Raw genomic sequence first — 26,887 nt, 5'->3', positions numbered from 1 at the left:
ATGACCGAGACGACCGACGAGACCCCGGCCACCACCCCCGAGCATCCCTACCCGCGGCACTGGGAGGCCGACGTCGTCGCCTCCGACGGCGGGATCGTGCACCTGCGCCCCATCCTGCCCAGCGACGCCGACGCGCTGCTCGACTTCCACTCCAAGCTGTCCGACCGCACCCGCTACCTGCGCTACTTCGGCCCGTACCCGCGGATCTCGGCGCGGGACCTCGAGCGGTTCACCGTCGTCGACCACCGGACCCGGGTCGCGTTCCTGGCGCTGCTCGGCGACGAGATCATCGCCGTCGGCCGCTACGAGGGGCTGACCCCCGGCGGAGGAGCCGCCGCGCAGGACGGGGCCGGCACCGACAAGCCGGTCACCTCCGCGGAGGTGGCGTTCGTCGTCCGTGACGACCACCAGTCCCGCGGGCTCGGCTCGATCCTGCTGGAACACCTCGCCGCCGCCGCCCGGGAGAACGGGCTGTCCCGGTTCGAGGCCGAGGTGCTGGTGGAGAACCACGCCATGGTGCGGGTGTTCCGCGAGGCCGGCTACGGCGTCACGCGGGCCTTCGCCGAGGGCGTGCTGCACCTCGAGTTCGACATCGACCCGACCGAGAAGTCGATCGCGGTCCGCTACGCGCGCGAGCAGGCCGCCGAGGCCCGCAGCGTCGCGAACCTGCTGCACCCGACCTCGGTCGCGGTGATCGGCGCGTCCGCGGACGAGACCAAGATCGGGCACGCCGTCCTGCTGAACCTGCTGCGCGCCGGGTTCACCGGCCCGGTGTACCCGGTCAACCCCGACGCCCGCTCGGTGCGGGGCGTGCGTGCCTACCCGTCGGTGATCGACATCCCGGACGAGGTGGATCTCGCGGTCGTCGCCGTCCCGGCCGCGAACATCGACGAGGTCATGGACTCCTGCCTGGCCAAGGGCGTGAAGGTGCTGGTCGTCATCAGCTCCGGCTTCGCCGACGCCGGTGACGCCGGCGGCACCGTCGCCGAGCGTCGTCTGGTGGCCGAGGCGCGGGCGCACGGGATGCGGGTGGTCGGGCCGAACGCGCTCGGCGTCGCCAACCCCGACCCGGCGGTGCGGCTCAACGCCACCCTCGCGCCGCGGTTGCCCGGTCACGGGCGCACCGGGTTCTTCTGCCAGTCCGGCGCGCTCGGCAGCGCCATCCTCGCCAACGCCCGCACCCGCGGGCTGGGGCTGTCGTCGTTCGTGTCGGCGGGCAACCGCGCCGACGTGTCGGGCAACGACCTGATGCAGTACTGGCAGACCGACCCGAACACCGAGCAGGTGCTGCTGTACCTGGAGACCTTCGGCAACCCGCGCAAGTTCGCCCGCGTCGCCCGCAGGCTCGCCCGCACCAAGCCGGTCATCGCGGTGAAGTCCGGGCGGCACACCGGGACGCTGCCGTCGCTGGCCTCGGTCGCGGCGCCGATCGACGAGTCCAGCGTGCAGGCGCTGTTCGAGCAGGCCGGCGTCATCCGCGTGCAGACCCTCCCGCAGATGTTCGACACCGCCCTGCTCATCGCCCACCAGCCGCTGCCGAAGGGCCGCCGGGTCGCCGTCGTCGGCAACTCCACCGCGGTCAACCTGCTGGTCCTCGACGGGCTGCTCGACGAGGGTCTTGAGCTGGCGGGGGACCCGGTCGACGTCGGGACCCAGGCCTCCCCGGAGGCCTTCGCCGGCGCGGTCCGCGCGACCCTGGACGGCGACGTCCGCCCGGACGCACTCATCGCGGTGTTCGTCCCGCCGGTCGCGGTGGCGGGCCGGGACCACGCGCGCGCCCTGCGTGACGCGGCGGCCGGCGCCGGGGTCCCGGTCGTCGCGGTGTTCCTGGCCGCGGAGGGCATCCCGGCCGAGCTGTCGGTCCCCGGAACCGACGGCACCCCCGGCCGCGGGTCGGTGCCGAGCTTCGCCAGTCCCGAGCGGGCGACGTCGGCGCTGGGCCGGGTCAGCCGCTACGCGCAGTGGCGCGACACCGCCGTCGGGGAGTTCGTCGTGCCCGAGGGCATCGACGCCGACCGGGCGCGCGAGCTCGTGGCGTCGTTCGGGCCGGACGTCACGCACCCCCTCACCGACGACGAGGCGGTCGGCCTGCTCGCCTGCTACGGCCTGGAGGTGATCACCTTCCGCCGGGCGAAGGGCGCCGACGACGCCGTCGCCGCCGCCGGGGAGCTCGGCTACCCGGTTGTCATCAAGTCGACCGCGGACCAGTGGCGTCACCGCGGCGACTTCGTCGGGGTGCGCCTGGACCTGGTCTCGGAGGAGGCGCTGCGCGGCGCGCACGCGGAGCTGTCACGGGTCACCGGCTCCGACGAGGTCTACGTCCAGCGGATGGCGCCGAAGGGCACCTCGTGCACGGTGGAGGTCGTCGACGACCCGTCGTTCGGGTCGCTGGTCGCGTTCGGGCTGTCCGGGATGGCGACCGAGCTGCTCGACGACCGTGCCTACCGCGTCCTGCCGGTCTCGACCGAGGACGCGGCCCGGCTGGTGCGGGCCCCGCGGGCGGCGCCGCTGCTCACCGGCTACCGCGGCACCGACCCGGTCGACCTCGCCGCGCTGGAGGACGTCGTGCTGCGGATCGGACGGCTCGTCGAGGACCTGCCGCAGGTCCGCTCGCTCGCACTCGACCCGGTACTGGCCTCGCCGCAGGGCGCGTTCGTGGCCGGCGCACGGGTGACGATCGGCCCGGTTCCCGACCGGCGCGACGCGGGCCCCCGCCGCCTGCGCTGACCTCGACCACAGAGGACACCGTCGCACCCCGTGACTGCGCGTGGCACCCCGCGCGAGGGGTGCCACACGACGTCCCGGGGTGCGACGGCGCGGTGCCGGAGGGCCCGGCGGGGGCGCACCGGGCAGCGTCGGGCTCAGGTGCGGAAGGTGACCTGCAGCGTCGGCGCGCTGGTGTCGGCGAAGAAGTCGTTGCCCTTGTCGTCCATCACGACGAACGCCGGGAAGTCCTCGACCTCGATCTTCCAGACCGCCTCCATGCCGAGCTCCGGGTACTCGAGCACGTCGACCTTGCGGATGCAGTCCTGCGCCAGGCGGGCGGCCGGGCCGCCGATGGAGCCCAGGTAGAAGCCGCCGTTCGCGGCGCAGGAGTCCACCACCTGCTTCGACCGGTTCCCCTTCGCCAGCATCACCAGGGACCCACCGGCCTCCTGGAACTGCTTCACGTAGGAGTCCATCCGCCCGGCCGTCGTCGGCCCGAACGAGCCGGACGCGTAGCCCTCGGGGGTCTTGGCCGGCCCGGCGTAGTAGACGGCGTGGTCACGCAGGTACTGCGGCATCGGCTCGCCCGCGTCGAGCCGCTCGGCGATCTTGGCGTGCGCGATGTCGCGGGCGACGACCAGCGGCCCGGTCAGCGACAGCCGGGTCCGCACCGGCAGCTGCGAGAGCTGGGCGCGGATCTCGTCCATCGGCCGGTTCAGGTCGATGCGCACGACCTCGTCGGACAGGTCGCCGTCGGTGGTCTCGGGCAGGTACTGCGCCGGGTCGCGCTCCAGCTGCTCCAGGTACACCCCGGACGGGGTGATCTTGGCCTTGGCCTGGCGGTCCGCCGAGCAGGACACCGCGACGCCGACCGGCAGCGAGGCGCCGTGCCGGGGCAGCCGGATGACGCGCACGTCGTGGCAGAAGTACTTGCCGCCGAACTGGGCGCCGATCCCGAAGTTGCGGGTCAGCTCCAGGACCTGCTGCTCCAGGTCGGTGTCGCGGATGGCGTGCCCGAGCGGCGAGCCCTCGGTCGGCAGGGTGTCCAGGTAGCGGGCCGAGGCGAGCTTGGCGACCTTGAGGTTGAACTCCGCCGACATGCCGCCGACGACGATCGCCAGGTGGTACGGCGGGCAGGCCGCGGTGCCGAGGCTGCGCAGCTTCTCGTCCAGGAACGCGGCGAGCCGCTTGGGGTTCAGCAGCGCCTTCGTCTCCTGGTAGAGGAAGGTCTTGTTGGCCGAGCCGCCACCCTTGGCCATGACCAGGAACTCGTAGTACGGGTCCCGGCCCGGCTTGGCGTACAGCTCGACCTGCGCGGGCAGGTTGGTGCCGGTGTTCTTCTCGTCCCAGAAGCTGATCGGCGCCATCTGGCTGTAGCGCAGGTTCAGCTCCTGGTAGGCCTCGAAGACCCCGCGCGACACCGCGGCCTCGTCGTCGCCGCCGGTCAGCACGGTCTCGGTCTTCTTGCCGACGACGATCGCGGTGCCGGTGTCCTGGCACATCGGCAGCACCCCGCCCGCGGACACGCAGGCGTTGCGCAGCAGATCGGTGGCGACGAACCGGTCGTTGCCGGAGGCCTCGGGGGCGTCGATGATGGCGCGCAGCTGCTTCAGGTGCGAGGGTCGCAGCAGGTGCTGGATGTCGGAGACGGCCGCGCGGACGAGACCGGTGATCGTCTCCGGCGGGACCTCGAGGAAGGTGCGGCCCGCGGCCTCGGTCACGGTTCCCGCGGGCAGGTCGAGCTCGCGGTACTCGGTGTCGTCCGGGCCGAGCGGGAGCACATCGGTGTGGTGGAACTCGGGCATGGCGGCGACGCTACCGGCCGTCGCCGGGCGGGCACCGCAGGTGGAGACGCAGGCGACGTGTGAGACGCACTAAGCGGATGACCCTCCGGTTAGTGTTGTAGTGTGGACCACATGCCTGGCTCGATCCTGGGAACCTCCGTCCGCCGCGTCGAGGACGCCGACCTGATCACCGGTGCGAGCACCTTCGTCGGGAACCTGGTCCTCGGTGCCGACGCACCGGCGGGCCTCGCCCACGTCGCGTTCGTCCGCTCGCCGGTGGCGCACGCGCTGCTGACCGGCATCGACACCACCGCGGCCGCGGCCGCGCCCGGCGTCCTCGCCGTGTACACCGCGGCCGACCTCGACCTGCCCGCCCACCACGGCCTGATGGTCCTCAACCCCGCGCTGCCGCGCCCGCCGCTGGCGACCGACCGGGTCCGGTTCGTCGGCGAGGCGGTGGCACTGGTCGTCGCCGAGAGCCGCGCCGCCGCCGTCGACGCCACCGAGCTCGTCGAGGTCGACTACGACCCGCTGCCCGCGGTCACCGACATCGAGGCCGCGCTCGCCGACGACGCCCCGCTGCAGTTCCCCGACCAGGGCAGCAACCTCGCCGCGGGCGAGCGGGGGACCGGCGACCCGCTGCAGGGCGCGGAGGTCGTCGTCCGCGCGCGGATGGTGAACCAGCGCGTCGCGGCCGTCCCGATGGAGGGCAACGCGATCGTCGCCGACCCGACGACCACCGACTTCCCGCTGACCGTGCACGTCTCCACCCAGATGCCGCACGGCTTCCGCACCCAGCTCGCCGGGCTGACCGGGCTGGAGCCCGAGCAGGTCCGGGTGATCGCCCCGCACGTCGGCGGCGGGTTCGGCGCGAAGGCCGGGGTACTCGCCGAGCACACCGCGACCGTCGTCGCCGCCCGGGCCCTCGGGCGGCCGCTGGCCTGGATCGAGACCCGCTCGGAGAACCTCGTCTCGATGCCGCACGGCCGCGGACAGGTCGGCTACTACGAGCTCGGCCTCACCCGCGACGGCCGGATGACCGGCCTGCGCGTGCGGGTCGTCGGCGACTCCGGGGCCTACGCCGGGTTCGGCGGCGCGCTCCCGCTGCGCACGACCTACCTCATGGCGACCGGCGTCTACGACATCACGAACCTGCGCTACGACGCCGTCTCCGCGCTGACCAACACCACCCCGATGGGCGCCTTCCGCGGCGCGGGGCGCCCCGAGGCCGCCGCCCACCTGGAGCGCCTGGTCGACCTCGCCGCCGTCGAGCTGGGCATCGACCCGGTCGAGCTGCGCCGGCGGAATCTGCTCGCGCCCGACGTCTTCCCCTACACCACCCCGACCGGCGCCCGGTACGACGTCGGCGACTACGACCTGCCGCTGCGCGAGGCGCTGCGCATCGCCGGCTACGACGAGCTGCGTGCCGAGCAGGCCCGCCGCCGCGAGGCGGGCGACCCGGTGCGCCTGGGCATCGGCATCGCGGTCTACGTCGAGGTCACCGCGGGTGGCGGGGGTGGCGAGTACGGCTCGGTGACCGTGCACGCCGACGGCTCGGCGACGGTGTCGGCGGGCACCTCGGCGCACGGTCAGGGACACGCGACCTCGTTCGCGATGCTGGTGTCGGACCGGCTCGGCATCCCGATGGACCGGATCCGCTACGTCCAGTCCGACACCGCGCTCGTCCCGCGCGGCGCCGGGACCGGCGGCTCGCGGTCGCTGCAGCTCGGCGGGACCGCGGTGTCCGAGGCCGCGCACGAGCTCCACGAGCGGGCCCGCAAGCTCGCCGCGCACCTGCTGGAGGCCGCCGCGGAGGACGTCGAGATCACCGGCGACGGCACCTTCGGGGTCGCCGGGGTGCCCGGCGGGCCGACCGTGAGCTGGAGCGACGTGCACCGGCAGGCCGAGGCCACGGGGGAGGAGCTGCACGTCGGCCTCGACTCCGCGCAGGACGGCGCGACCTTCCCGTTCGGGGCGCACCTATCGGTCGTCGAGGTCGACACCGAGACCGGGCGGGTCACGCCGCTCCGGCACGTCGCCGTCGACGACTGCGGGCGGATCCTGAACCCGCTGCTCGTGGAGGGCCAGCAACACGGCGGACTCGCCCAGGGCGTCGCGCAGGCGCTGCACGAGGAGGTCCTGTTCGACGACCAGGGCCAGCCGCTGACCTCCAGCCTCGCCGCCTACACGATCCCGACCGCGGCCGACCTGTTCTCCTTCGAGACCTCGACGACCGAGACCCCGACCCCGCTCAACTCGCTCGGCGCCAAGGGCATCGGCGAGTCCGCGACGATCGGGTCGACGCCCGCGGTGCAGAACGCCGTGGTCGACGCGCTGTCGGACCTGGGTGTGCGGCACATCGACCTGCCCTGCACCCCCGAGCGGGTGTGGCGGGCGGTCAGTGCGGCCCGCGCCGGGGAGCCGGAGCAGGCGTGGCGGGAGCCGCCCGCGGTCTTCGACGACCTTCCGGTGCGCGGCGGTGGCGCCGAGGACGACGCCGCGATCTGACCCGGCACCGGCCCGGGCCGGTGACGCCGTGGCGGATCCACACCCGCTGTCCGGCATCCACACCTGCTGCAACGGGTGTGGATGCCGGACAGCGGGTGTGGTTGCGGAGCGCCACGCCGCCGGGCGGGCGGGGCGGGTGGCGGCGCGACGGCGGGGGCGGTTCCCGGACGGGGCCGTCGCTGTCGCCGGGCCGGCGGAACGGGGGTCGCGCTCCGTCGCGGAATCGCCCGTACGGGTGAGTTCGGCGCGTCCACCGGCCGGGACGCGCGCCAACCCACCCCCCGACTGTTCCGCGGCCCCCCGGTGGCGCAGACTCTCGCCGGACGGCAACCGATACCGGGAGGCACCCGCACGATGAGGCTCGCGACGATCCGGACCGCGACCGGGCACCGGGCGGTGCGCGTCGACGGCGACACCGCCGTCGAGACGGGGGAGGCGGACGTGCGGGCGCTGCTGGAGCGTCCCGACTGGGCCGAGCACGCCGCGGGCGCCGCCGGCCCGGTGCACGAGACCGCGGGCCTGGACTACGCGCCGCTGGTCCCGTCGCCCGAGAAGATCATCTGCATCGGGTTGAACTACCGCGACCACGTGCTCGAGATGGGCAACGAGCTGCCCGAGTACCCCACGGTCTTCGGCAAGTACGCACCTGCCCTGATCGGCGCGTACGACGAGATCGAGCTGCCCGAGCAGTCCGACCGCGTGGACTACGAGGCCGAGCTGGCCGTCGTCATCGGGCGTTCGGTCCGCCGCGCCGACCGCGAGGCTGCGGCCGCCGCCATCGCCGGGTACACCGTGCTCAACGACGTGTCGATGCGGGACTACCAGCGGCGCACGAAGCAGTTCCTGCAGGGCAAGACCTGGGAGCACTCGACGCCGCTCGGGCCGGTGCTGGTGACGCCCGACGAGCTGCCCGCCGACCCGGCTGCCGGCGGCGCGCTGCGGATCTCCTCGGAGCTGTCCGGGGAGACCATGCAGGACTCCACGACCGACCAGCTCGTGTTCGGCGCGGTGGACCTGGTGGTCTACCTGTCGGAGATCCTCACACTCAACCCCGGCGACGTCATCGCCACCGGCACCCCGGGCGGTGTCGGCGACGCACGCACGCCTCCGCGCTACCTCACCGACGGCGCCGAGATCGTCACCGCGGTGGAGGGGATCGGCGAGTGCCGCAACGTGTGCCGGGCCGTGCGGTGACGTCCGGACACCCACCCGGGGACGGCCGTGCCGTCGTCCCGCCGCCGGTGAGTGACGCACTGGCCTGGGCCGGCGACGGTCAGGCCCACCTGCGCGGGCTGATGACCCGGATGGCGGGCGAGGCGTTCCGCGCCCCGTCGGCACTGCCGGGCTGGACCCGCGCGCACGTGCTCACCCACCTCGCCCGCAACGCCGACGCCATGGTCAACCTGCTGACCTGGGCGCGGACCGGTGTCGAGACCCCGGCCTACGCCGACCTCGCGTCCCGCGACGCCGACATCGAGGCCGGCGCCGGGCGCAGCTCCGAGGAGATCCGCGCCGACGTCATCGCCTCCTCCGACCGGCTCGCCGATGCGGTCCGCGCGATGCCGGAGAAGGCGTGGTCGGCGACCGTGCGCAACCCGCAGGGCGTCGAGATGCCGGTGACGGCGGTGCCGTGGAACCGGGCCCGCGAGGTGTGGATCCACGCCGTCGACCTCGACGTCGGCGCCTCGTTCAAGGACCTGCCGATCCCCATGCGGGAGGTGCTGGTCGCCGACGTGGTCGCGCGGCTGGAGCGCAAGCCCGGCTGCCCGCACGTGCGGCTGGAGGAGGTCCGCACCGGCGCGACGCTGGAGTTCGGTCCGGGGCCCGCCGGGCCGGACGGGGCCGAGCCGCGTGATCTCGGCACGGTCCGCGGCAAGGCGCACGACATCATGGCCTGGCTGCTGGGCCGCCCGTTCGACAAGGGGCTGCGCGACGCCGACGGGAAGATCCCGCCGCCGCTACCGGTCTGGCTCTGACCCCGGCTCCGCCGCGGGCCGGTCGCGGCCCTCGAACTCGTCCAGGCGCGCGGTGGCCCGGCCGAGCTGGCGGGCCATCTCGTCGAGCCGGGCCTGCAGCAGCGCCATCTCCGCGGTGAGCACGGCGACCGCGCCCGCGGCAGCGACCGGGTCGCCGATCACCCCGTCGGCCGCCTCGTCCCCGTGCGGGTCGGGGCGCTCGCCGAACCCCGCCGCGTCGGGTGTCGTCAGCGGGCCCGCCGCGACGTCGTCGGGCAGCAGGGTGAGCTCGGCCAGCTCGGCGAAGCGCTGCGCCGACAGCACCGGACGCGCCCCGGCGCAGCGCAGGCACACCGGTTCCAGCCGGCGCCAGCCGTGCTGCCCGGAGCCGGTGTCGGCCAGCACCGCGACCCGTGCCCCGCAGCGGCACGGTCGCATCCGGACCGTGCGCACCCGCTGCCGGGCGTAACGCAGGCCCAGCTCGTAGCGGCGGAACCGGCCGGAGGCGGCCACCTCGAGCAGGACCGCGCCCTGGTGCTCGGGCGCACACGCCAGCTCGCGGGCGTCGTCGGCGGTGTGGAAGCAGTAGAAGCCGCAGTCGCACCACCGCGACGGGCAGGCGTGCCGGCAACCGTGCGCGCACACCGCGTCGTCGACGGTGCGGTAGACGTGCGCCCGCCCGAGTGTCACACCGCTGAAGCCCGCCGTCGTGCCGTCCGCGGACAGCATGGGGAAGGCCAGCTTGTGGCCCTCCAGCGGGCCGGTCGGGTACTCCAGCGGGGTTCGGCGGAACAGCCCGCGCACCCGGTCAGTCCTCGCGGGACCCCGAGTGCGCCGGCTGGTCGAGCGCCGGCGTCCACTCGGTGAACTCGGGCTCGACGGTGCGCCCCGGACGCGGGCGCTCCTGGGCGTCGGCCACCCGGTCGGCCTCGTGGTCCACGGCGAATCCCTCGGAGATCTTGCGGCCCAGCCTCATGACGCCTCCCGTGTGCTCCGGGTCCCGGCCACCTGGTGGACGTGGCCGCCATCACCAGGCTGACCGTTCGTCGCGGGGTTGTCCAGGGCGGAACGGGTGAGGAGCAGACGGGACGGATCACAGCCGGCGCCCGGACCGGCGTCGGTAACGTCATGTGCCGGGACGGGGACCGGGGGTCAGCGATGCGGGGCGAGGCGCGCTACGGGCTCGAGCACGAGCTCGCGCTGCTGCGGGACGACGGGACGGTCGCCGACCACCGGTCGCTGACCCACGCGGAGGTCGCGGCCGTCGTCGACGAGCTGCCGGAGCTGCCCGACGACCAGTCGGACCTGCGGATCGGCGACGCCGGCATCCGCTGCAAGCGCTGGTACGCCGAGGGCTACGAGCGTCTCGACCCCGACGGCGAGCTGCTCCGGTTCGAGCCCAAGGGCATCGAGATCCGGACCTGCGTGCACGACTCGGTCGAGGCCGCCGTCGACGCGCTGGCCGCCGACGCCGTCACCCTGTCCGGGGTCGCCGCCCGGCACGGGCTGCGACCGGTCGCGTTCGGCCACCACCCCGAGCTGTCGGCCTACCGGCTGGACCCGCCGCCCAACGCCCACGAGCGGGCCCTGATGGCGGCCTCGCCGGAGGAGCGGACCTCCCACCTGCACATGGTCACCTGGGGCCCGGACCTGAACCTGTCGTTCCCGGAGTCGGGGACCGATCCCCGTGTGCTGGCCGACGCGGCGGCAAAGCTGACCTTCTACAGCCCGTACCTGGTGCCGTGGTCGTTCTCCTCACCGTTCCGCGACGGCCGTCCGTGGGGCGGGCTGTCGGCGCGCACCGCACGCCGGACCGGCCCGCGCCCCGCCGCGCTGGCGTACCTGCCGCCCGGCGCCCCGCTGCTGGCGACCGACCCCAGCCTGGTGCGGCACGCGGGCATCCCCGGCGAGGTGGGGCGGATCGAGTTCAAGGCGTTCGACGCCGTCCCGGTGGTCGTGGGGGAGGAGCCCGCCGAGGGTGTGGGCACCGAGCTGCCCGCGGCGCTGCTGAGCCTTCTGACCGGCCTGCTGCGCGACGACACGCTGCCCGGCCGTCGTCGCACCCCGGACGCGGCGGCGCACCGCCGCTCGGCGCTGCGGGGCTGGTCGGACGCGGCGGTCCGGGTGGGGTCCCAGGCCGTCCTCGACGCCGCGACCGCGGCACTGGCCGGCGACGACGCCCACCTCGCGCGGCTGGCGTCGCTGGACCGGCGGCTGGCGCGCCGGGAGACCCCCGCGGACCGGATGCTGGCCCGCCACCGCGCGGGCGGCGGCATCCCGGGGCTCGGGCACCCGGTGCCACGCGGGACCGGCTGACCCGCGGTCCGGCCGACCCGTGGGCGGAGGCGGACCATATGACCCGCGGGCCGGCGCGGACCGGCTGACCCGCGGACCGGCTGACCCGCGGGCCGACGCGGACACGGCGGAGCCGCACGCCGGAGCGGGTCGATGCGGACCGGCGCGGACCGGCGCGGACCGGCGCGGACCGGCGCGGACCGGTGGGGCCCCGGCGACGCGCGCCGGGGCCCCGGTCCGGCTCAGCGGTAGCTGTGCTCCTCGGCGGGGTACTCGCCGTGCGCCACGTCGGCGGCGAACGCGGCCGCGGCGTCGTGCAGCGCCGAGCCCAGCTCCGCGTACTTCTTGACGAAGCGCGGCACCTTCCCGCGGTTCATCCCGGCCATGTCCGACCAGACGAGCACCTGGGCGTCGCAGTCGGGTCCCGCGCCGATCCCGACGGTCGGGATGCGCAGCTCCCCGGTCACCCGCTTGGCGACGTCGGCGGGCACCATCTCCAGCACGACGGCGAACGCGCCCGCCTCCTGCACGGCCAGCGCGTCCTCGACGAGCCGGTCGGCGGCGTCGCCGCGGCCCTGGATGCGGAACCCGCCCAGCGCGTGCTCGCTCTGCGGGGTGAACCCGAGGTGGCCCATCACCGGCACACCGGACGCGGTGAGCGCCTCGACCTGCGGCGCGAACCGCGCACCGCCCTCGAGCTTGACCGCGTGCGCCCCGCCCTCCTTCATGAACCGGAACGCCGTCTCCTGCGCCTGCGCGGGGGAGATCTGGTAGCTCCCGAACGGCAGGTCGGCGACGACGAGCGCGCTGCGGGCGCCGCGCACCACGGCCCGGGTCAGCGGGATCAGGTCGTCGACCGTGATCGGGATGGTGTTGTCGTGGCCGAACACGTTGTTGCCCGCGGAGTCGCCGACGAGCAGCACCGGGATGCCGGCGTCGTCGAAGATCTCGGCGGAGTAGACGTCGTAGGCGGTCAGCATCGGCCAGCGCCGACCCTCCTGCTTCCACTGCAGCAGGTGGTGGACGCGGGTCCGCTTCGGCGGGGTCGCGGGCGCCCGGTACGGGGCCGCCACCTCTCCGCTCTCCTGTGTGCTCACCGGTGAGCTCCTTCCGTGCCTCGAGGCCCACGCTGGTCGTGGGTCCCCGGGTTCGCCGTCGATGGCGGACGCCAGGGTGGCAGCGCAGGGCCCGGACCGCCCCGTGGTGTGGGCACCCTCACCCGCGCCGTGACCCGCGACCGGTCACCGTCGGAGGTCGGTGGCATGCTCACGGTCATGCTCCCTCGGCTGTTGCGACCACGTGCCCACCGACCAGAGGCACCGGCCCCGGCCGGCCGGCGGATGCGCCCGGCCGCGCTCGCCGTGCTCGGCGCCGCGACCCTCGTCCTGGTCGGTGCGTGCGCCGACGCGGGCACCGGTGACCGGTCGCAGGCCGCGCAGAACCCGCCGGAGCTCGCGCAGTTCTACGACCAGCAGCTGCAGTGGGGGCCCTGCAACGACTACGCCCCCACCGCGGCCGACGCGCAGACCTACGCCGACCCGCAGTTCGACTGCACCCGGGTGACCGTCCCGCAGGACTACGCGCAGCCCGGCGACGGGAAGACCATGCAGATCGCGCTGCTGCGCAAGAAGGCGACCGGCGCGAAGATCGGCTCGCTGTTCGCCGACCCGGGCGGCCCCGGCGCCTCGGGCACCTCGTTCGTCGCGCGCCAGGCCGCCACCTGGGCCACCAACGGCCTGGGCGACCGGTTCGACCTGGTCGGGTTCGACCCGCGCGGCACCGGAGCCAGCCAGCCGCGGATCCAGTGCCTCACCGACGCCGAGAACGACGAGGAGCGCACGAAGGTCTTCGCCGACCCCTCGCCCGCCGGGATCGCCGCCGCCGAGGCCGACAGCCGTCAGTTCGCCGAGCGCTGCACCCAGCGCACCGGCGCCGACGTGCTGGCCAACGTGGGCACCCGCGACGTCGCGAAGGACATGGACGTCATGCGGGCCGCCGTCGGCGACCAGAAGATGACCTACGCCGGCTTCTCCTACGGCACCGAGCTCGGCACCGCCTACGCCGAGGCGTTCCCGCAGAACGTCCGCGCGCTGCTGCTCGACGGCGCGATCGACCCCACGCAGTCGACCATCGACTCCACGGTGAAGCAGAACGCCGGGTTCCAGCTCGCGTTCGACAACTTCGCCAAGGACTGCACCAGCCGCCCCGGCTGCCCGCTGGGCACCGACCCCGCGAAGGCGACCCAGGCGTTCCAGGCGATCATGCGCCCGTTGATCGACCGGCCCGCGCGGGTGGGCGACGGGCGCATCCTGAGCTTCTCCGACGCCCAGACCGGGGTCAGCCAGGCGCTGTACGTGTCCCAGCTGTGGCCGGCGCTGCAGCAGGGGATCTCGCAGGTCGCGAACGGCAACGGCGACCTGCTGATGCGCCTGGCCGACCTCTACTACGAGCGCGACGAGCAGGGCCGCTACTCCAACATGCTGCAGGCCTTCCAGGCGATCAGCTGTGTCAACCAGCCGGCGATCACGGAGCCGTCGGAGGCACTGGAGCTGGCGAAGCGGGCCGACGAGGCCGCACCGTTCCGCTCCACCGGCCGCGGCCCGGTCGGCGCCCGCGACGCGTGTGCGTTCTGGCCGGTCCCGCCCACCAGCGAGCCGCACACGCCGAAGGTCGACGGGCTCCCGCCGGTCGTCGTGGTGTCGGTCACCGGTGACCCGGCCACGCCGTACCAGGCCGGGGTCGACCTGGCGCAGCAGCTGAACGGCAGCCTGATCAAGGTCAACGGCAACCAGCACACCGCATCGCTGCAGGGTGACGCGTGCACCGACAAGCTCGCGATCGACTATCTGGTGAACCTCACGCTCCCGCCGCAGGGCGCGGAGTGCACGCTCGCGCCCAGCTGAGGGCCGTCGCCGGGGGTGTGCGGGCGACCACGACCGGGTCGGCCGCACACTCCCGAAACATCCGTGTAACACGGGCTTCCTAGGCTCCGCCGCATGGACCGCCAGCAGGAGTTCGTGCTCCGCACGCTCGAGGAACGCGACATCCGTTTCGTCCGTCTCTGGTTCACGGACGTGCTCGGCTACCTCAAGTCGGTGGCGGTGGCCCCGGCCGAGCTGGAGGGCGCCTTCGCCGAGGGCATCGGCTTCGACGGCTCGGCCATCGAGGGTTTCGCGCGCGTCTACGAGTCCGACATGGTCGCCAAGCCCGACCCGTCGACGTTCCAGGTCCTGCCCTGGGAGACCGCCTCGGGCGAGCACTACTCGGCGCGGATGTTCTGCGACATCGCCATGCCCGACGGGTCGCCGTCCTGGGCCGACCCGCGCCACGTGCTGACCCGCGCGCTGAACAAGGCCGGCGAGGCCGGGTTCACCTGCTACGTGCACCCGGAGATCGAGTTCTACCTGCTCCGCGACCTGCCCGGCGACGGCAGCCGGCCCGTCCCGGCGGACTCCGGCGGCTACTTCGACCAGGCCAGCCACGACGTCGCCCCGCACTTCCGGCGCAACACCATCGAGACGCTGGAGTCGATGGGCATCTCGGTGGAGTTCTCCCACCACGAGGGCGGCCCCGGCCAGCAGGAGATCGACCTGCGCTACGCCGACGCGCTGACCATGGCCGACAACCTCATGACGTTCCGCTACGTCGTGAAGGAGGTCGCGCTCACCCAGGGCGTGCGGGCCTCGTTCATGCCCAAGCCGTTCTCCGAGCACCCCGGCTCGGCGATGCACACCCACTTCTCGCTCTTCGAGGGCGACCACAACGCCTTCCACGACCCGGACGACCCCTACGAGCTGTCCGCGACCGGCAAGGCGTTCGTCGCCGGGGTGCTCAAGCACGCCCGGGAGATCACCGCCGTCACCAACCAGTGGGTCAACTCCTACAAGCGCCTCATCACCGGCGGCGAGGCCCCGACCGCGGTGTCCTGGGGCCACGCGAACCGCTCCGCGCTGGTCCGGGTCCCGATGTACTCGCCGGGCAAGTCGTCGTCGCGCCGGGTGGAGGTCCGCACCCTGGACTCCGCGTGCAACCCCTACCTCGCCTACGCGGTCATCCTGGGCGCCGGACTCACCGGCATCCAGAAGGGCTACGAGCTGCCCCCGCCCACCGAGGACGACGTGTGGGCCCTGACCGACACCGAGCGCCGGGCGCTGGGCTACGAGCTGCTCCCGCAGAACCTCACCGAGGCGCTCGACGTCATGGAGAAGAGCGAGCTCGTCGCCGAGTACCTCGGCGAGCACGTGTTCGACTTCTTCCTGCGCAACAAGCGGTCCGAGTGGGACGCCTACCGCCGGAACGTGACACCGCACGAGCTCGCCACGTACCTTCCGGTCCTGTGAGCGGCTTCGACGAAGAAGAGATCATCCTCGGCCCGCTGCCGAAGGGCATCACGCGGGCCGGCGAGGGCCAGTACAAGCGGGTGTGGAACGTGCTGGGCCACACCTACTGGGCGAAGGCGGTCAGCGAGACCAGCTTCGCCTTCGAGACCCTCGACCCGCCGGGCACCGGGGTGCCGCCGCACGTGCACACCACCCAGGACGAGCACATCCACGTCCTGGACGGCGTGTTCACGCTCTACCTGGACGGGCAGTGGGAGAAGGCCGGGCCGGGCGACACCGTCCTCATGCCCAGGGGTCTGCCGCACGCCTACTACAACAAGGAGCAGGGCGACGCGCGCGCCCTGTTCTGGGTGAGCCCGGCCGGCCGGCTGGCCCACCTGTTCGACCGGCTGCACGACCTGACCGACCCGGCCGAGGTCGTCCGGCAGTCGGCCCTGCACGACGTCGACTTCCTGCCCCCGGGCAGCGTCCCGGGCGCCGACTAGTCAGCGGGTGTTGCCCGACGCCCGGTGGTAGCCGGCGAAGATCTCCTCCAGCTCCCCGGGCGTGATCACCGCGTCGAGGTCGTCGAAGCCGTCGGGCGCGCGGCGCTCGACCTCGTCGATGACCCGCTCCGGGCCGCCCGCCCGGTTGCGGAGCACGACGTCGGCGGTCATCGGCAGCCGCTCGGCCTCGTAGGCGGCCAGCGCCGCCACCGGGTCGCCGCCCGCGGCCAGGTGCCGGGCGAGGGACTCGGCGTCGAGGATCGCCTGCCCGGCGCCGTTGGAGCCCATCGGGACCATCGGGTGCGCGGCGTCGCCGAGCAGCGTGACCCGGCCGTGCGACCAGCGCGGCAGCGGGTCGCGGTCGCACATCGGGAACTCGAAGATCTCCGGTGTCGCCGCGACCAGCGCGAGGTGGTCGACGTCGTCGAGGTGGAAGCGGCGGGCGTGGGCGAGGGTCTCGTCGCGGTCGGCGGGCCGTGACCAGTCCTGACGCTGGGGGGCGGGGTCGCCGTCGGCCCCGGTCGCGATGCACACCGCCCAGTTCGTGAGGACCGTCCCCGGGGCGCTTCCGGCGCCGACCGGGTAGACCACCAGCTTGGCCGCGTTCCCGCCCGCGACGACCATCGAGCGGCCCCCGCGGAACGCCGGCCAGTCGGTCGCACCGCGCCACATCGACACCCCGTTCCAGTGCGGCGGTCCCTCGTCGGGGAACAGGCCCGCGCGCACCGCGGAGTGGATGCCGTCCGCGCCGACCAGCACGTCGCCGGTCACGGTGGGCAGCGCGTCGTCGGTGAACCGGACCAGGACGCCGTCCGCGGACCGCTCGACGCCGTCGACCCGGTGCCGGGTACGGATCGCGTCGGGCCCCAGCCGTGCGCGCACGGCGTCGGCGAGCATCCGGTGCACCCGGCCGCGGTGCCCGGCGACCTGCGGGAACGCGAACCCGGCCGCCACCCCGCAGGGCCTGCGCAGGATCGGCCGGCCGAGCCGGTGGGCGTAGGTGAGGTCGGTGGTCGCGACCCCGACCTCGGCCAGCTCCGCGGACAGGCCGAGCCCGTCGAGGACCCGCACGGCGTGCGGCAGCAGGTTGAACCCGACACCGAGCTCGCCCGCGCCGGAGCCCTGCTCGAGGACCGTGGACCCGATCCCGGCCCGCTCCAGCGCGAGGGCCGTGGTCAGTCCTCCGATACCCCCACCGACGATCAGGACGTGCATTCCCCGAGCCTGACCGCTGAGCGCCCCTGAGGGAAGGGCCGCCCGCGATGGGGCAGGATCACCGGTCATGGACCGTCGCACGGGGACCTCGCTGGCCCGGCTCGGCCTCACCGGTGAGGACGCGGCCACGACCCTGCGTGGTCTGGGCTGGTGGGCGACCGACGGACCGGTGCCCGGCTGCGAGGAGATCATGTGGGCGCTGGCCCGCAGCCCCGACCAGTCCCTCGCGCTGCGCGCGGTCGAGCGACTGGCGCAGACCGCCCCGTGGCCCGCGATCGACCGGGCGCTGCGCACCGACCGGGGGCTGCGCGGGCGGCTGTTCGCGACGCTGGGATCGTCGACGGCGCTGGGCGACCACCTCGTCCGCCACCCGGACCGCTGGCCGCTGCTGGCCGACACCGCCGAGCGCGGGGACCCACCGCCGGACCTGGCCCGGCGCACCGCGAACCTGCTGCGCGCGGTCGGCGCCGACCCGGATGCGCCGACGCCGGGGACGGTCGGGGGAGCGCGGGCGTCGCTGACCGGGGCCGAGGCCGTCGCCGCGCTGCGTACGGCCTACCGCGACGAGCTGCTCGGCCTCGCCTCGGCCGACCTGGCCGCCGTCGGGGACCCGGAGCTGCCGGTGATGGAGGTCGACGACGTCGCGGCCCAGCTCGCCGACCTCGCCGAGGCCGCGCTGGCGGCGTCGCTGGCGGTGGCCGCGGCCGAGCAGGACCCGCCGGACGAGCTGCGTCTCGCGATCATCGGCATGGGCAAGTGCGGCGGCCGGGAGCTGAACTACGTCTCCGACGTCGACGTCGTGTTCGTCGCCGAGCCCGGCGGGGACCTCACCCCGGCCGCGACGAAGCTCGCGTCGCGGGTCATGCGCGTCGCGGGGGAGGCCTGCTTCGAGGTCGACGCGAACCTGCGCCCCGAGGGCCGTCAGGGTGCGCTGGTGCGGACCCTGGACGGGCACGTGTCCTACTACCGGCGGTGGGCCAAGACCTGGGAGTTCCAGGTGCTGCTCAAGGCCCGTCCGATCGCCGGGGACCCCGAGCTGGGCCGCTCCTACGTCGAGGCCCTCGACCCGATGGTGTGGCAGGCGTGCACCCGCGACGACTTCGTCGCCGAGGTACAGGCCATGCGTGCCCGGGTCATCGAGAACATCCCCTCCGATCAGCGCGAACGCGAGCTGAAGCTCGGCCGCGGCGGGCTGCGCGACGTCGAGTTCGCCGTCCAGCTGCTGCAGCTGGTGCACGGCCGGACCGACGACACCCTGCACTCGGGCAACACCCTGGTCGCGCTGGCCGCCCTGTCCGAGCGCGGCTACGTCGGCCGCGACGACGGAGCCAACCTCGCCGCGTCCTACCGGTTCCTGCGCCTGCTGGAGCACCGGCTGCAGCTGCAGAAGCTGCGTCGCACCCACCTGCTCCCGGCCGTCGACGACACCGACGGCCTGCGCTGGCTCGCCAGGGCCGCGCGGATCCGCCCGGACGGGCGCCGCGACGTCGTCGGGGTGCTGGTCGACGAGTGGCAGCGCAACGCCCGCCGGGTGACCCGGCTGCACGAGAAGCTGTTCTACCGGCCGCTGCTGTCGGCGGTGTCCCGGCTGGCCGCCGACGGCGCCGACGCCGTGCTGACCCCGGAGGCGGCGAAGGCACGGATGAAGGCGCTGGGCTGGGCGTCGCCGGAGGGGGCGCTGGGGCACCTGCGGGCGCTCACCGGCGGGGTGTCGCGGGCCGCGTCGATCCAGCGCGCCCTGCTGCCGGTGCTGCTGGACTCGCTCTCGACCAGCCCCGACCCCGACCGCGGCCTGCTCGCCTACCGGCGGGTGTCCGAGGCGCTCGCCGACACCCCCTGGTACTTGCGGCTGCTGCGCGACGAGGGCGCGGTCGCGCAGCGCCTGATGACCCTGCTCGGCACCTCGGCGCTGGTCCCGGACCTGCTGGCCCGGGCTCCGGAGGTGCTGCGGATGCTCGCCATCTCCTCGGGGGTGCAGAGCCCGGAGCTGACCCGGGACCCGGCCGAGGTGTCGATGGCGCTGCGCACCACCGTGGCCCGGCAGGCCACACCGGAGATCGCGGTGGCGTCGGCGCGGTCCTACCGCCGGCACGAGATGCTGCGGGTCGCCTGCGCCGACCTGCTCGGCCTGCTGCCGGTCGACGCCGTCTGCACGGCGCTGAACTCGGTGAACGAGGCGGTGCTGGCCGCGACCCTGGACGCGGTGCTCCGCGCCGAGACCGAGCGCCCGGCCGCCCTGGCGGTGATCGGGATGGGCCGTCTCGGCGGTGGGGAGTCGAGCTACGGCAGCGATGCCGACGTCATGTTCGTCTGCGCGCCGGCCGAGGGGGTCGACGACCACACCGCGGTGCGGTGGGCGACCCGCGTCGTCGAACGGGTGCGACGGCTGCTGGGCTCGCCGAGCCCGGACCCCGCGCTGCCGGTCGACGCGGACCTGCGCCCGGAGGGTCGCTCCGGGCCGATGGTGCGCACCCTGGCCTCCTACCGCGAGTACTACGCCCGCTGGGGCGAGGTGTGGGAGGCCCAGGCGCTGCTGCGGGCCCGGCCGATCGCGGGGGACCGGACGCTGGGCCGCGAGTTCACCGCGCTGGTCGACCCGATCCGTTACCCGGCGGACGGGCTGTCGGCGGCGTCGGTGTCGGAGATCCGGCGGATCAAGGCCCGGGTCGACGCCGAGCGGTTGCCCCGTGGCGCGGACCGCTCCACCCACACGAAGCTGGGCCTGGGCGGGCTCGCCGACGTCGAGTGGACGGTGCAGCTGCTGCAGCTCCAGCACGCGGGCGACATCCCCGAGCTGCGCACCCCCTCGACGCTGGAGGGGCTGCACGAGGCCGCGGAGGCCGGTCTGATCGGCGCCGAGGACGCCGCCGAGCTGGAGGAGGGCTGGCGCACCGCCGCCGCGGCCCGCAACGCGATCATGCTGGTGAAGGGCAAGCCCGGCGACCAGCTCCCGCGTTCGGGGCGTGAGCTGGCCGCCGTCGCCGTCGCGCTCGGGTACCCGGCGGGCGGCGACCCGGGGGAGTTCCTCGACGACTACAAGCGCGTCACGCGGCGGGCCCGCGCCGTCGTCGAGCGGGTGTTCTACGGCTGGTCCGAGGACTGACCGACCGGTGCGGCGCGCAGGGCGGCGGCGAACCACTCGAACGCCGGGATCGTCGGCTCCCGGGCCGGCCACCCGTTGAGGACACCGAGCAGCGTCCAGTAGCGCTCGACGCGGCGGTCGGCGAAAAGGTCGACCGTGTCCGCCCGGGCGGCCCGATCGGCCACCGAGAGCCCGGCGACGCCGGGGATCCGCTCCAGCGCCACGGCCGCCGCGGGGGAGGCCGGGTCGACCCCCGCGGCGAGTGCGCCGCCGGCGTGTTCGGCCACCGCGGCCGGGTCGGCCTGCCGCTCGCGGTGCTCGGAGACGGTGGCGCCGGCGACGGCCATCTCCCGGCAGCGGGCCCGGAAGCCCGGGTCGCCGACGAGCTCGGCCAGCTCCACCCAGGCCCCGACCTGCTCGGGGGTCGGGTCGTCGGGCAGCTCCGCCGGCATCGACCGCATCGCGGTGGCGATGCCCGCGCCGGGCGCGTCGGCGTCGACGCCGGCGAAGGCCTCGTTCACGAAGTCGTCGATCAGGTGCTGCCGCTGGGCCGCGGACAGCCGGGCGAGGTCGTTCATCAGGGTCACGCTCCGTTCGTCGGGTGGGGTGTCGCCGTCTCCGGTGCGGGCCAGCAACGTGCACACCGCGCGTTGCGTCCGCAGCTCCCGGATCCGGTCGTCCAGGGCCCGGACGTGTGCCGCCGCGATCTCGCCGACCCCCCGTCGGCGGGACAGCACGGCGCGCACGTCGTCCAGGCCCAGCCCGAGCTCGCGCAGGGTGCGCACGAGATCGAGCCGTGCGACCGCGGCCGGTCCGTAGACCCGGTGGCCCGCGCCGTTGCGGTCGGCGGGGACGAGCCCCTCGTCGGACCAGAAGCGGAGCGTGCGCACGGGAACCTCGCTGCGCCGGGCGAGCTGCCCGATCGTCAGCGTGACAAGGTGGTCATCGGTACGTGGTGCGGTCACGGGGTACAGCCTCGGGGGTTCCAGCGACTGGAGGTCAAGTGCGAATCGGATTCGGGATCCCGCAGTTCGGTGCGGCCGCTGCCCACGTGGACGGGACCATGCGGTTCGCCGCGGGCGCCGAGGAGCGCGGCGCGGCGAGCCTGTGGGCCGGCGACCGGCTGCTGGTGGCCGTCGACCCGACGGTCGGCTACGGCGGCGGGCCCGGCGGCCCGGGCAGCGTGCCCGAGCAGTTCACCGCCGCGCACGACCCGCTGGCGCTGCTGACCGCTGCGGCCGCGGTCACCGAGCGGGTGCAGCTCGGTACCAGCACGCTCAACGCACCCTGGTACCCGGCGGCGCTGCTGGCCCGGCAGGCGGCGACGATCGACAACCTGTCCGGCGGCCGGCTGCTGCTGGGGCTCGGCACAGGCTGGTCGCCCGAGGAGTACGACGCCGTGGGTGTCCCGATGCGCGAGCGCGGCGCCCGGCTCGACGAGACCCTCGACCTGTTCGACGCCTGGTGGCACGACGACCCGGTGGAGTTCACCGGCCGCTTCGCGAGCGTCGCACCGTCGCACGTGCACGCCAGGCCGCAGCACGTGCCGGTCTACCTCGCCGGGTTCAGCCCCCGGGCGCGGCGGCGGATCGCCGAACGGGCCGACGGGTTCCTGCCGGTCGTCACCTCCGACGTCACCGACCTCGACGCCGCGGTCTCGGCGCCCTGGGCGGACCTGCGCGCCGCGGCGGCCGAGGCGGGCCGCCCCGCCGACGCGGTCGGCGCGGTGCTGCGGGTGAACCCGAAGCCGGGGGAGACCGCCGCCGACGCGGCCGCGCTGGTGCGCCGGGTCGGCACCGACACCGACGTCGACCACGCCTTCGTCGACCTCATGTACCTGGCCGAGGACACCGACTCGGCGCTGGCGGCGGTCGAGGAGATCCTCGGCGCGGTCTGACCGGACCCCGCTGGTTCACTGGGGCCGTGGCAGACCTGGACGTGATCACCCGCGGGTACGAGCTCGTCGCGGCCCGGCCGGCGTCGCTGCTGGCCGCGCTGCTGGCACTGGTGGTCGTCGCGTGGCGGCCGACCTGGCGGCTGACGCGGACCGCGGTCACGATCGCCCACGAGGGCGGGCACGCACTCGTCGCGGTGCTGGTCGGGCGGGGTCTGGCCGGGATCCGGCTGCACGCCGACTCCTCCGGGGTCACGCACTCCACCGGCGCCGGGCGTGGGCCCGGCGTGGTCGCGATGTTCTTCGCCGGGTACGTCTTCCCTCCGCTGCTCGGCCTCGGCGGCGCGGTCCTGGTCGCCGCCGACGCCGCGCAGGCGATGCTGTGGATCGCCGTGGTGCTGCTCGCGGCGACGCTGCTGCAGATCCGCAACCTCTACGGCGGGCTGGCCGTCGTCGCCACCGGGGCGGTGCTCGTGCTCGTCGCGCTGCGCGCCCCGGCCGACCTGCGCACCGGGTTCGCCGCCGCGCTGACCTGGTTCCTGCTGTTCGGTGGGGTGAAGGCCTGCCTGGAGCTGCGCCGGGGTCGTCGCGGGGGCAGGCTGCGGCACTCCGACGCAGACCGCCTCGCCGAGCTCACCCCGCTCGGCGGCGGGGCGTGGGCGGCACTGTTCGTCCTCCTCGCGGTCGCCGCCACGCTCGCCGCGTGCTGGGTCGTGTTCGCCCCCGGCGGGGCGCCGGCCTGACAGCATGGGGTCATGGCAGAGGACTTCAACACCAGGGTGATCCGCGAGTTCCGCGAGAACGACGGCCGGGTCGGGGAGCCGTTCACCGGGCTCCCGATGATCCTGCTCCACCACATCGGCGCGAAGAGCGGCACCGAGCGCATCGCGCCGCTGCGCTGGTTCGCCGACGGCGACCGCTGGGTCGTCGTCGCCTCCGCGGCGGGCGCTCCGAAGCACCCCGCCTGGTTCCACAACCTGCTCGCCCACCCCGACGTGATCGCCGAGATCTCCGACGGTCACGGTGTGGTCGAGACCGTCCAGGTGCACGCGGCCGAGCTCGACGACGCCGACCGCGACCGCGTCTGGACGTGGATCAAGGAGAACAACGGCGGCTTCGCCGACTACGAGCGCCGGACCGACCGCAGGATCCCGCTGGTCGGCCTCACCCGGCGCTGACCGTCGCCCGGGGTGATGGCAGGGTTCCCGGCATGACCATCTCCCTCGAGCAGGCCCAGACCATCACCGCCGCTGCCCTGGCCCACGGCACCGAGCAGGGCTTCAACCCGCTCACGGTCGCCGCGCTCGACCCGGGCGGCGCGATCGTCGCGCTGGCCCGCCAGGACGGTTCGGGCTTCCTGCGTCCCGACCTCGCCGTCGGCAAGGCCAGCGGGGTGCTCGCCCTCGGCATGACCAACCGCGCGATCGCCGCGCGCGCCGCGGACTCCCCGGAGTTCTTCACCTCGGTGGCGAACCTCGCCGGCGGCAAGATTCTCTCCGTGCCCGGCGGGGTCTTCGTCAAGGACGCCGATGGCACGCTGCTGGGTGCCGTCGGCGTGACCGGTGACGCCTCGCTGAACGACGAGGCGGCCGCCGTCGCGGGGATCGAGGCCGCCGGCCTGGTCGCGGTCACCGGCGCCGAGTAGTCCCCGCGGGCTGTTCCCACGAGTCCCTCAATGTGCCGCGCCCCCGGGCGACGAGGTCAACCCGGGGACGCGGAGGGGACACGATCCTGCCGCCGAGGAAGGATCGTGCACGTGCGTGGTCGCCCCGGAGGGCACGGAGCGAGGCTGCGGTGTGCGCGTGGCCGGTGCCGTTCCTTGGACACCCGGTCGATGTCATCGAACGGAGTGGGTGGGCCGGTGTGGCCCGCACTCCGTGTGACCTGGAACACGGTAGGTCTGAGTCAAGCATCCGAGTTCCGCTCCTGTCAACGAGTCCGCGGACGCGGTCGGTGAGAGGAGCGCTGCACCGATTCCGCGTTTGGGATGCTCCGAGCGGCCCTGACCACGAGCGGGTGTCGCCGGCCCGGTCGTGCCGGTCGCGTGACGCGTGCACATCGGGGAGGACCCCGACCGTGGGAACTCCGGCACCTGATGGTGGGGCAGGGGTGTTCCGCGATGTTCCCGTGACCGTCGGTGGTTAGCGTCGTCGACATCCTACACGACATCGGGAACTGCGTGGTGGCGACGGGTGTACACCGGCGGCACCGGGCGTCTCCACGGTGCCGTTCGGAGCAGTCGGAGCTGACTGAGGTCCTCTCGTCCTCTGATCGCGTCCGAACGGTGACCATTGGGGACGTTTCGCCGCGAGCCCTACGGGTCACTCGGTGTCAGCTTGGTCCGGTACGCCAGACCGCTGCTCGTTCCACACGCCGCACAGAGGAGACACACCATGCTCTGGACCATTCTCATCGCCATCGTCGTCGGTCTGATCGCCGGTTTCCTGGCTCGCGCCATCGTCCCCGGCAACGACAAGATGGGCATCCTCCCCACGATCGTCCTCGGTATCGTCGGCTCGCTCGTCGGTGGGCTGCTCTGGTCGCTCATCTCCAGCGGTGGCGCTGGCCAGTTCATGAGCTTCTCGATCGGGGGCATCTTCGGCTCGGTGATCGGTGCGATCATCGTTCTGGTCATCTACAACGCCATCACGGGTCGCAAGAAGGTCGGTCGCTGATCTAGCTCTGCACCACGCCTCCAGCGCCGCCCGATCTCCGGATCGGGCGGCGCTGAGCTGTATCCGCTTGATCACTCGGGGCGTGCGATCGGTGCCACGACAGCCGAAGCTGCTACCGGCCGCACTGGCGGTGTCGTCGACCAGCCATGACGGCAAGGCCGTTGGTGATTGCCGCCGGGCCCGTGTCGATGTGCGTTTTGCACCTGGCAGCCAGTGCTTCATGAGGCTTATTCAGGGCCGCCTGGCGGGCTACCTCGCTGCGGTCCCGACCTGGAGAAACACCGCACTTCATGATCACCCTGAATAAGCCTCCATGCAGAATCCAGGCGAGCAGGCGTCCTACAAGGAGGCTTATTCAGGGCCGCCTGGCGGGCTACCTCGCTGCGGTCCCGACCTGGAGAAACACCGCACTTCATGATCACCCTGAATAAGCCTCAAGATGCCTCGTGTCGCTGACGCGGATGAGACCAGCACATCTTTCGGTGGACCTATTGTGTGCTGAGAGGGTCCCTGCACGTGTTCCCGGAGTTCCTGTTCGGGATCGAGCGGCCGGGTCGGCTTCAGGCCACCGTTGGGGTGAACCCAGCTCCTTCTGCAGTTCCTGGTGACCTCAGAGTGATGCTCGGTAGTCGAATCTGCCGCGGTGCGTTCAGTGTCCGCCCGGAGCTTGTTGTACAGGCGTCCTCCGATGCGTGGCCGACTCGTCCGCCGCCACTGCGCACCAGGCGGCCGGAGGGGCGCTTGGTGTCATCGTGAGGCCGAGCAGCGCGCTGGTTCCCATGGGCAGGCGCCGGCCAGTGCGACATCTCAGCACCTGCGTGTCGGAGGCTGACTCGTCCCGCCTCTTCGTGGGCCCGGCCCGTCGCACCGCGAGGGCCGTCGGGGAGACTGGGCCGGTATCCGACCTTCCGATCTGGAGCTCTTCATGCCGCACGGGACCGTCCGCTGGTTCGACGCCGAACGGGGTTTCGGCTTCCTCGCCCCCGAGGACGGTTCGCCGGACGTGTTCGTGCACGCCTCGGAGATCGTCGGGGGCGGCGGCGCACCCGTGCTCCGCGAGGGCCAGGCCGTGGAGTTCGAGCTCGGCGAGAACGACCGCGGCCCCCAGGCGCTGCGCGTCCGGGTCACCGCCGACGCGGCCGCCGGCAGCGCCGTGGGCCTGCTCGGCACCGTCAGCTGGTACGAGCCGGCCAAGGGCTACGGCTTCGCGACGCCGGACGGCGGCGGCGGCGCCGACATCTTCGTGCACAGCTCCGCCATCGTGACCGGCGGCGTGGTCGCCGAGGGCCAGCGGGTGGCCTTCCTGATCGTCGAGGGTGAGCGCGGCCCACAGGCCGGGCACGTGATTCCGCTGGGGGAGGGGGCGGGCCTGCCCGCCGCGAACGGCGGGGCGGACGGCGACGACGGCGCCGACGGGACGGTGACCTGGTACGACGAGGGCAAGGGCTTCGGCTTCGTCACCCCCGACTCCGGCGACGAGGACGTCTTCGTCCACGCCAGGGCACTGGCCGAGGGACTGACCTGGCTCGCGGAGGGCGACCGCATCGCCTTCGAGGTGGCCCAGGCGGAGAAGGGCCCCCAGGCCCGTGACGTGCACCTGGTCCGCAGCGGCGAGCCCACGACGCCGCGCCGGCCCGCTCCCGCCGCCGGACCGGCGTCGCGGGACGTTCCGGCACGGGGCGGCGAGGGCGTCGTCGTGCGCTACGACGAGGAGCGTGGCTTCGGGTTCATCTCCCCGGACGCCGGCGGGGACGACCTGTTCGTCCACGTGTCCGTGATCCGGGACGCTGAGGCGCTGCAGAAGGGCGACCGGGTCCGGTACGCGGTGCGCCAGAGCGACCGGGGTCCGCAGGCCGACCGCGTCGAACGTCTCTGACGTCTCGAACGCCTCCGACGAGGCGGCCCGCCGACCGGTCGCACACCGGGCCGCACGCACCGAGGCCCGGCT

The 26,887-nt window shown here is 74.0% G+C and carries 21 protein-coding genes and 1 pseudogene; 16 read left to right on the top strand and 6 right to left on the bottom strand.

The genetic code is table 11. The features are described 5' to 3' along the window. A complete protein-coding gene (locus KPL59_RS23535; protein WP_226352099.1) occupies positions 1-2,727 on the top strand; it encodes a bifunctional GNAT family N-acetyltransferase/acetate--CoA ligase family protein in 2,727 nt (908 codons plus the stop codon). A 134-nt stretch (positions 2,728-2,861) separates the two neighbouring features. Here KPL59_RS23535 and KPL59_RS23530 read toward each other — a convergent pair whose 3' ends face one another. Beyond that, positions 2,862-4,511 (bottom strand): fumarate hydratase, encoded by a 1,650-nt coding sequence (locus KPL59_RS23530; RefSeq protein WP_226352098.1) that lies wholly within the window; start codon positions 4,509-4,511, stop codon positions 2,862-2,864. 111 nt (positions 4,512-4,622) lie between these two features. Here KPL59_RS23530 and KPL59_RS23525 point away from each other — a divergent pair, with 111 nt between their 5' ends. From KPL59_RS23525 to KPL59_RS23515, 3 genes are all read left to right on the top strand, one after another. Beyond that, positions 4,623-6,998: a xanthine dehydrogenase family protein molybdopterin-binding subunit gene (locus KPL59_RS23525; protein ID WP_226362133.1), complete on the top strand. Its 2,376-nt coding sequence runs from the start codon at positions 4,623-4,625 to the stop codon at positions 6,996-6,998. Between the two features lie 354 nt (positions 6,999-7,352). After that, positions 7,353-8,192, top strand: a complete 840-nt coding sequence (locus tag KPL59_RS23520) for a fumarylacetoacetate hydrolase family protein (RefSeq protein ID WP_075307109.1) — start codon at positions 7,353-7,355, stop codon at positions 8,190-8,192. A gap of 47 nt (positions 8,193-8,239) precedes the next feature. Continuing rightward, a complete protein-coding gene (locus KPL59_RS23515; protein ID WP_226352095.1) occupies positions 8,240-8,974 on the top strand; it encodes a maleylpyruvate isomerase family mycothiol-dependent enzyme in 735 nt (244 codons plus the stop codon). Here the strand turns inward: KPL59_RS23515 and KPL59_RS23510 are convergent. After that, positions 8,957-9,757, bottom strand: a complete 801-nt coding sequence (locus KPL59_RS23510; RefSeq protein WP_226361977.1) for a hypothetical protein — start codon at positions 9,755-9,757, stop codon at positions 8,957-8,959. The genes KPL59_RS23515 and KPL59_RS23510 overlap by 18 nt on opposite strands. Positions 9,758-9,761: 4 nt before the next feature. Beyond that, complete coding sequence (locus KPL59_RS23505) at positions 9,762-9,929, bottom strand: hypothetical protein (RefSeq protein WP_226352093.1); 168 nt, start codon at positions 9,927-9,929, stop codon at positions 9,762-9,764. A gap of 182 nt (positions 9,930-10,111) precedes the next feature. Here KPL59_RS23505 and KPL59_RS23500 point away from each other — a divergent pair, with 182 nt between their 5' ends. After that, positions 10,112-11,269: a glutamate-cysteine ligase family protein gene (locus tag KPL59_RS23500; protein WP_226352092.1), complete on the top strand. Its 1,158-nt coding sequence runs from the start codon at positions 10,112-10,114 to the stop codon at positions 11,267-11,269. 221 nt (positions 11,270-11,490) lie between these two features. Here the strand turns inward: KPL59_RS23500 and panB are convergent, their stop codons facing one another. Then, complete coding sequence (gene panB, locus KPL59_RS23495) at positions 11,491-12,345, bottom strand: 3-methyl-2-oxobutanoate hydroxymethyltransferase (RefSeq protein WP_226361976.1); 855 nt, start codon at positions 12,343-12,345, stop codon at positions 11,491-11,493. 165 nt (positions 12,346-12,510) lie between these two features. On the opposite strand from panB, the gene KPL59_RS23490 reads away from it, so the two are divergent. The 3 genes from KPL59_RS23490 (at position 12,511) to KPL59_RS23480 (ending at position 16,073) form a co-directional block, all read left to right on the top strand. Then, positions 12,511-14,151 (top strand): alpha/beta hydrolase, encoded by a 1,641-nt coding sequence (locus KPL59_RS23490; RefSeq protein ID WP_226361975.1) that lies wholly within the window; start codon positions 12,511-12,513, stop codon positions 14,149-14,151. A gap of 93 nt (positions 14,152-14,244) precedes the next feature. Further along, positions 14,245-15,588, top strand: a complete 1,344-nt coding sequence (locus KPL59_RS23485; RefSeq protein ID WP_075307103.1) for a glutamine synthetase family protein — start codon at positions 14,245-14,247, stop codon at positions 15,586-15,588. After that, entirely contained in the window at positions 15,585-16,073 is a 489-nt protein-coding gene (locus tag KPL59_RS23480) for a cupin domain-containing protein (RefSeq protein WP_020626665.1), read from the top strand. The genes KPL59_RS23485 and KPL59_RS23480 overlap by 4 nt, the downstream gene beginning before the upstream one ends. Here KPL59_RS23480 and KPL59_RS23475 read toward each other — a convergent pair whose 3' ends face one another. Then, positions 16,074-17,288, bottom strand: a complete 1,215-nt coding sequence (locus KPL59_RS23475; protein ID WP_226361974.1) for a flavin-dependent oxidoreductase — start codon at positions 17,286-17,288, stop codon at positions 16,074-16,076. Positions 17,289-17,355: 67 nt separating this feature from the next. Here KPL59_RS23475 and KPL59_RS23470 point away from each other — a divergent pair, with 67 nt between their 5' ends. Then, the gene (locus tag KPL59_RS23470; RefSeq protein WP_226361973.1) at positions 17,356-20,391 is read left to right on the top strand and encodes a bifunctional [glutamine synthetase] adenylyltransferase/[glutamine synthetase]-adenylyl-L-tyrosine phosphorylase; all 3,036 of its coding nucleotides are present in this window, start codon (positions 17,356-17,358) and stop codon (positions 20,389-20,391) included. Here the strand turns inward: KPL59_RS23470 and KPL59_RS23465 are convergent. Further along, complete coding sequence (locus KPL59_RS23465) at positions 20,370-21,335, bottom strand: MerR family transcriptional regulator (RefSeq protein WP_226361972.1); 966 nt, start codon at positions 21,333-21,335, stop codon at positions 20,370-20,372. The genes KPL59_RS23470 and KPL59_RS23465 overlap by 22 nt on opposite strands. Before the next feature lie 86 nt (positions 21,336-21,421). On the opposite strand from KPL59_RS23465, the gene KPL59_RS23460 reads away from it, so the two are divergent. From KPL59_RS23460 to KPL59_RS23425, 7 genes and pseudogenes are all read left to right on the top strand, one after another. Then, positions 21,422-22,267 carry a TIGR03619 family F420-dependent LLM class oxidoreductase gene (locus tag KPL59_RS23460; RefSeq protein WP_308187934.1) on the top strand — a complete coding sequence of 282 codons (846 nt, stop codon included), beginning with the start codon at positions 21,422-21,424 and terminating at the stop codon, positions 22,265-22,267. A gap of 26 nt (positions 22,268-22,293) precedes the next feature. Next, positions 22,294-23,007: a M50 family metallopeptidase gene (locus tag KPL59_RS23455; protein ID WP_226361971.1), complete on the top strand. Its 714-nt coding sequence runs from the start codon at positions 22,294-22,296 to the stop codon at positions 23,005-23,007. 12 nt (positions 23,008-23,019) lie between these two features. Beyond that, positions 23,020-23,442, top strand: coding sequence for a nitroreductase/quinone reductase family protein (locus KPL59_RS23450; protein WP_226361970.1), 423 nt, complete (start codon positions 23,020-23,022; stop codon positions 23,440-23,442). A 32-nt stretch (positions 23,443-23,474) separates the two neighbouring features. Next, positions 23,475-23,909: a heme-binding protein gene (locus tag KPL59_RS23445; protein WP_226361969.1), complete on the top strand. Its 435-nt coding sequence runs from the start codon at positions 23,475-23,477 to the stop codon at positions 23,907-23,909. 748 nt (positions 23,910-24,657) lie between these two features. Next, entirely contained in the window at positions 24,658-24,939 is a 282-nt protein-coding gene (locus KPL59_RS23440) for a GlsB/YeaQ/YmgE family stress response membrane protein (protein ID WP_020626169.1), read from the top strand. 925 nt (positions 24,940-25,864) lie between these two features. Beyond that, positions 25,865-26,062: pseudogene (locus KPL59_RS23435) on the top strand (cold-shock protein); the annotation flags it as partial. A 30-nt stretch (positions 26,063-26,092) separates the two neighbouring features. Beyond that, positions 26,093-26,815 (top strand): cold shock domain-containing protein, encoded by a 723-nt coding sequence (locus tag KPL59_RS23425; RefSeq protein WP_308187942.1) that lies wholly within the window; start codon positions 26,093-26,095, stop codon positions 26,813-26,815. The last annotated feature ends 72 nt before the right edge of the window (positions 26,816-26,887 follow it).

This window comes from Pseudonocardia sp. ICBG1142, from assembly GCF_020496255.1.
GTDB lineage: Bacteria > Actinomycetota > Actinomycetes > Mycobacteriales > Pseudonocardiaceae > Pseudonocardia.
This window is presented reverse-complemented; position numbering and strand designations above follow the sequence as displayed.

Coding starts and splice junctions, on each gene's coding strand:
- KPL59_RS23535 (WP_226352099.1), top strand. CDS start 1: ATGACCGAGACGACCGACGAGACCCCGGCCACCACCCCCGAGCATCCC.
- KPL59_RS23530 (WP_226352098.1), bottom strand. CDS start 4,511: ATGCCCGAGTTCCACCACACCGATGTGCTCCCGCTCGGCCCGGACGAC.
- KPL59_RS23525 (WP_226362133.1), top strand. CDS start 4,623: ATGCCTGGCTCGATCCTGGGAACCTCCGTCCGCCGCGTCGAGGACGCC.
- KPL59_RS23520 (WP_075307109.1), top strand. CDS start 7,353: ATGAGGCTCGCGACGATCCGGACCGCGACCGGGCACCGGGCGGTGCGC.
- KPL59_RS23505 (WP_226352093.1), bottom strand. CDS start 9,929: ATGAGGCTGGGCCGCAAGATCTCCGAGGGATTCGCCGTGGACCACGAG.
- KPL59_RS23500 (WP_226352092.1), top strand. CDS start 10,112: ATGCGGGGCGAGGCGCGCTACGGGCTCGAGCACGAGCTCGCGCTGCTG.
- KPL59_RS23490 (WP_226361975.1), top strand. CDS start 12,511: ATGCTCACGGTCATGCTCCCTCGGCTGTTGCGACCACGTGCCCACCGA.
- KPL59_RS23485 (WP_075307103.1), top strand. CDS start 14,245: ATGGACCGCCAGCAGGAGTTCGTGCTCCGCACGCTCGAGGAACGCGAC.
- KPL59_RS23475 (WP_226361974.1), bottom strand. CDS start 17,288: ATGCACGTCCTGATCGTCGGTGGGGGTATCGGAGGACTGACCACGGCC.
- KPL59_RS23470 (WP_226361973.1), top strand. CDS start 17,356: ATGGACCGTCGCACGGGGACCTCGCTGGCCCGGCTCGGCCTCACCGGT.
- KPL59_RS23450 (WP_226361970.1), top strand. CDS start 23,020: ATGGCAGAGGACTTCAACACCAGGGTGATCCGCGAGTTCCGCGAGAAC.
- KPL59_RS23445 (WP_226361969.1), top strand. CDS start 23,475: ATGACCATCTCCCTCGAGCAGGCCCAGACCATCACCGCCGCTGCCCTG.
- KPL59_RS23440 (WP_020626169.1), top strand. CDS start 24,658: ATGCTCTGGACCATTCTCATCGCCATCGTCGTCGGTCTGATCGCCGGT.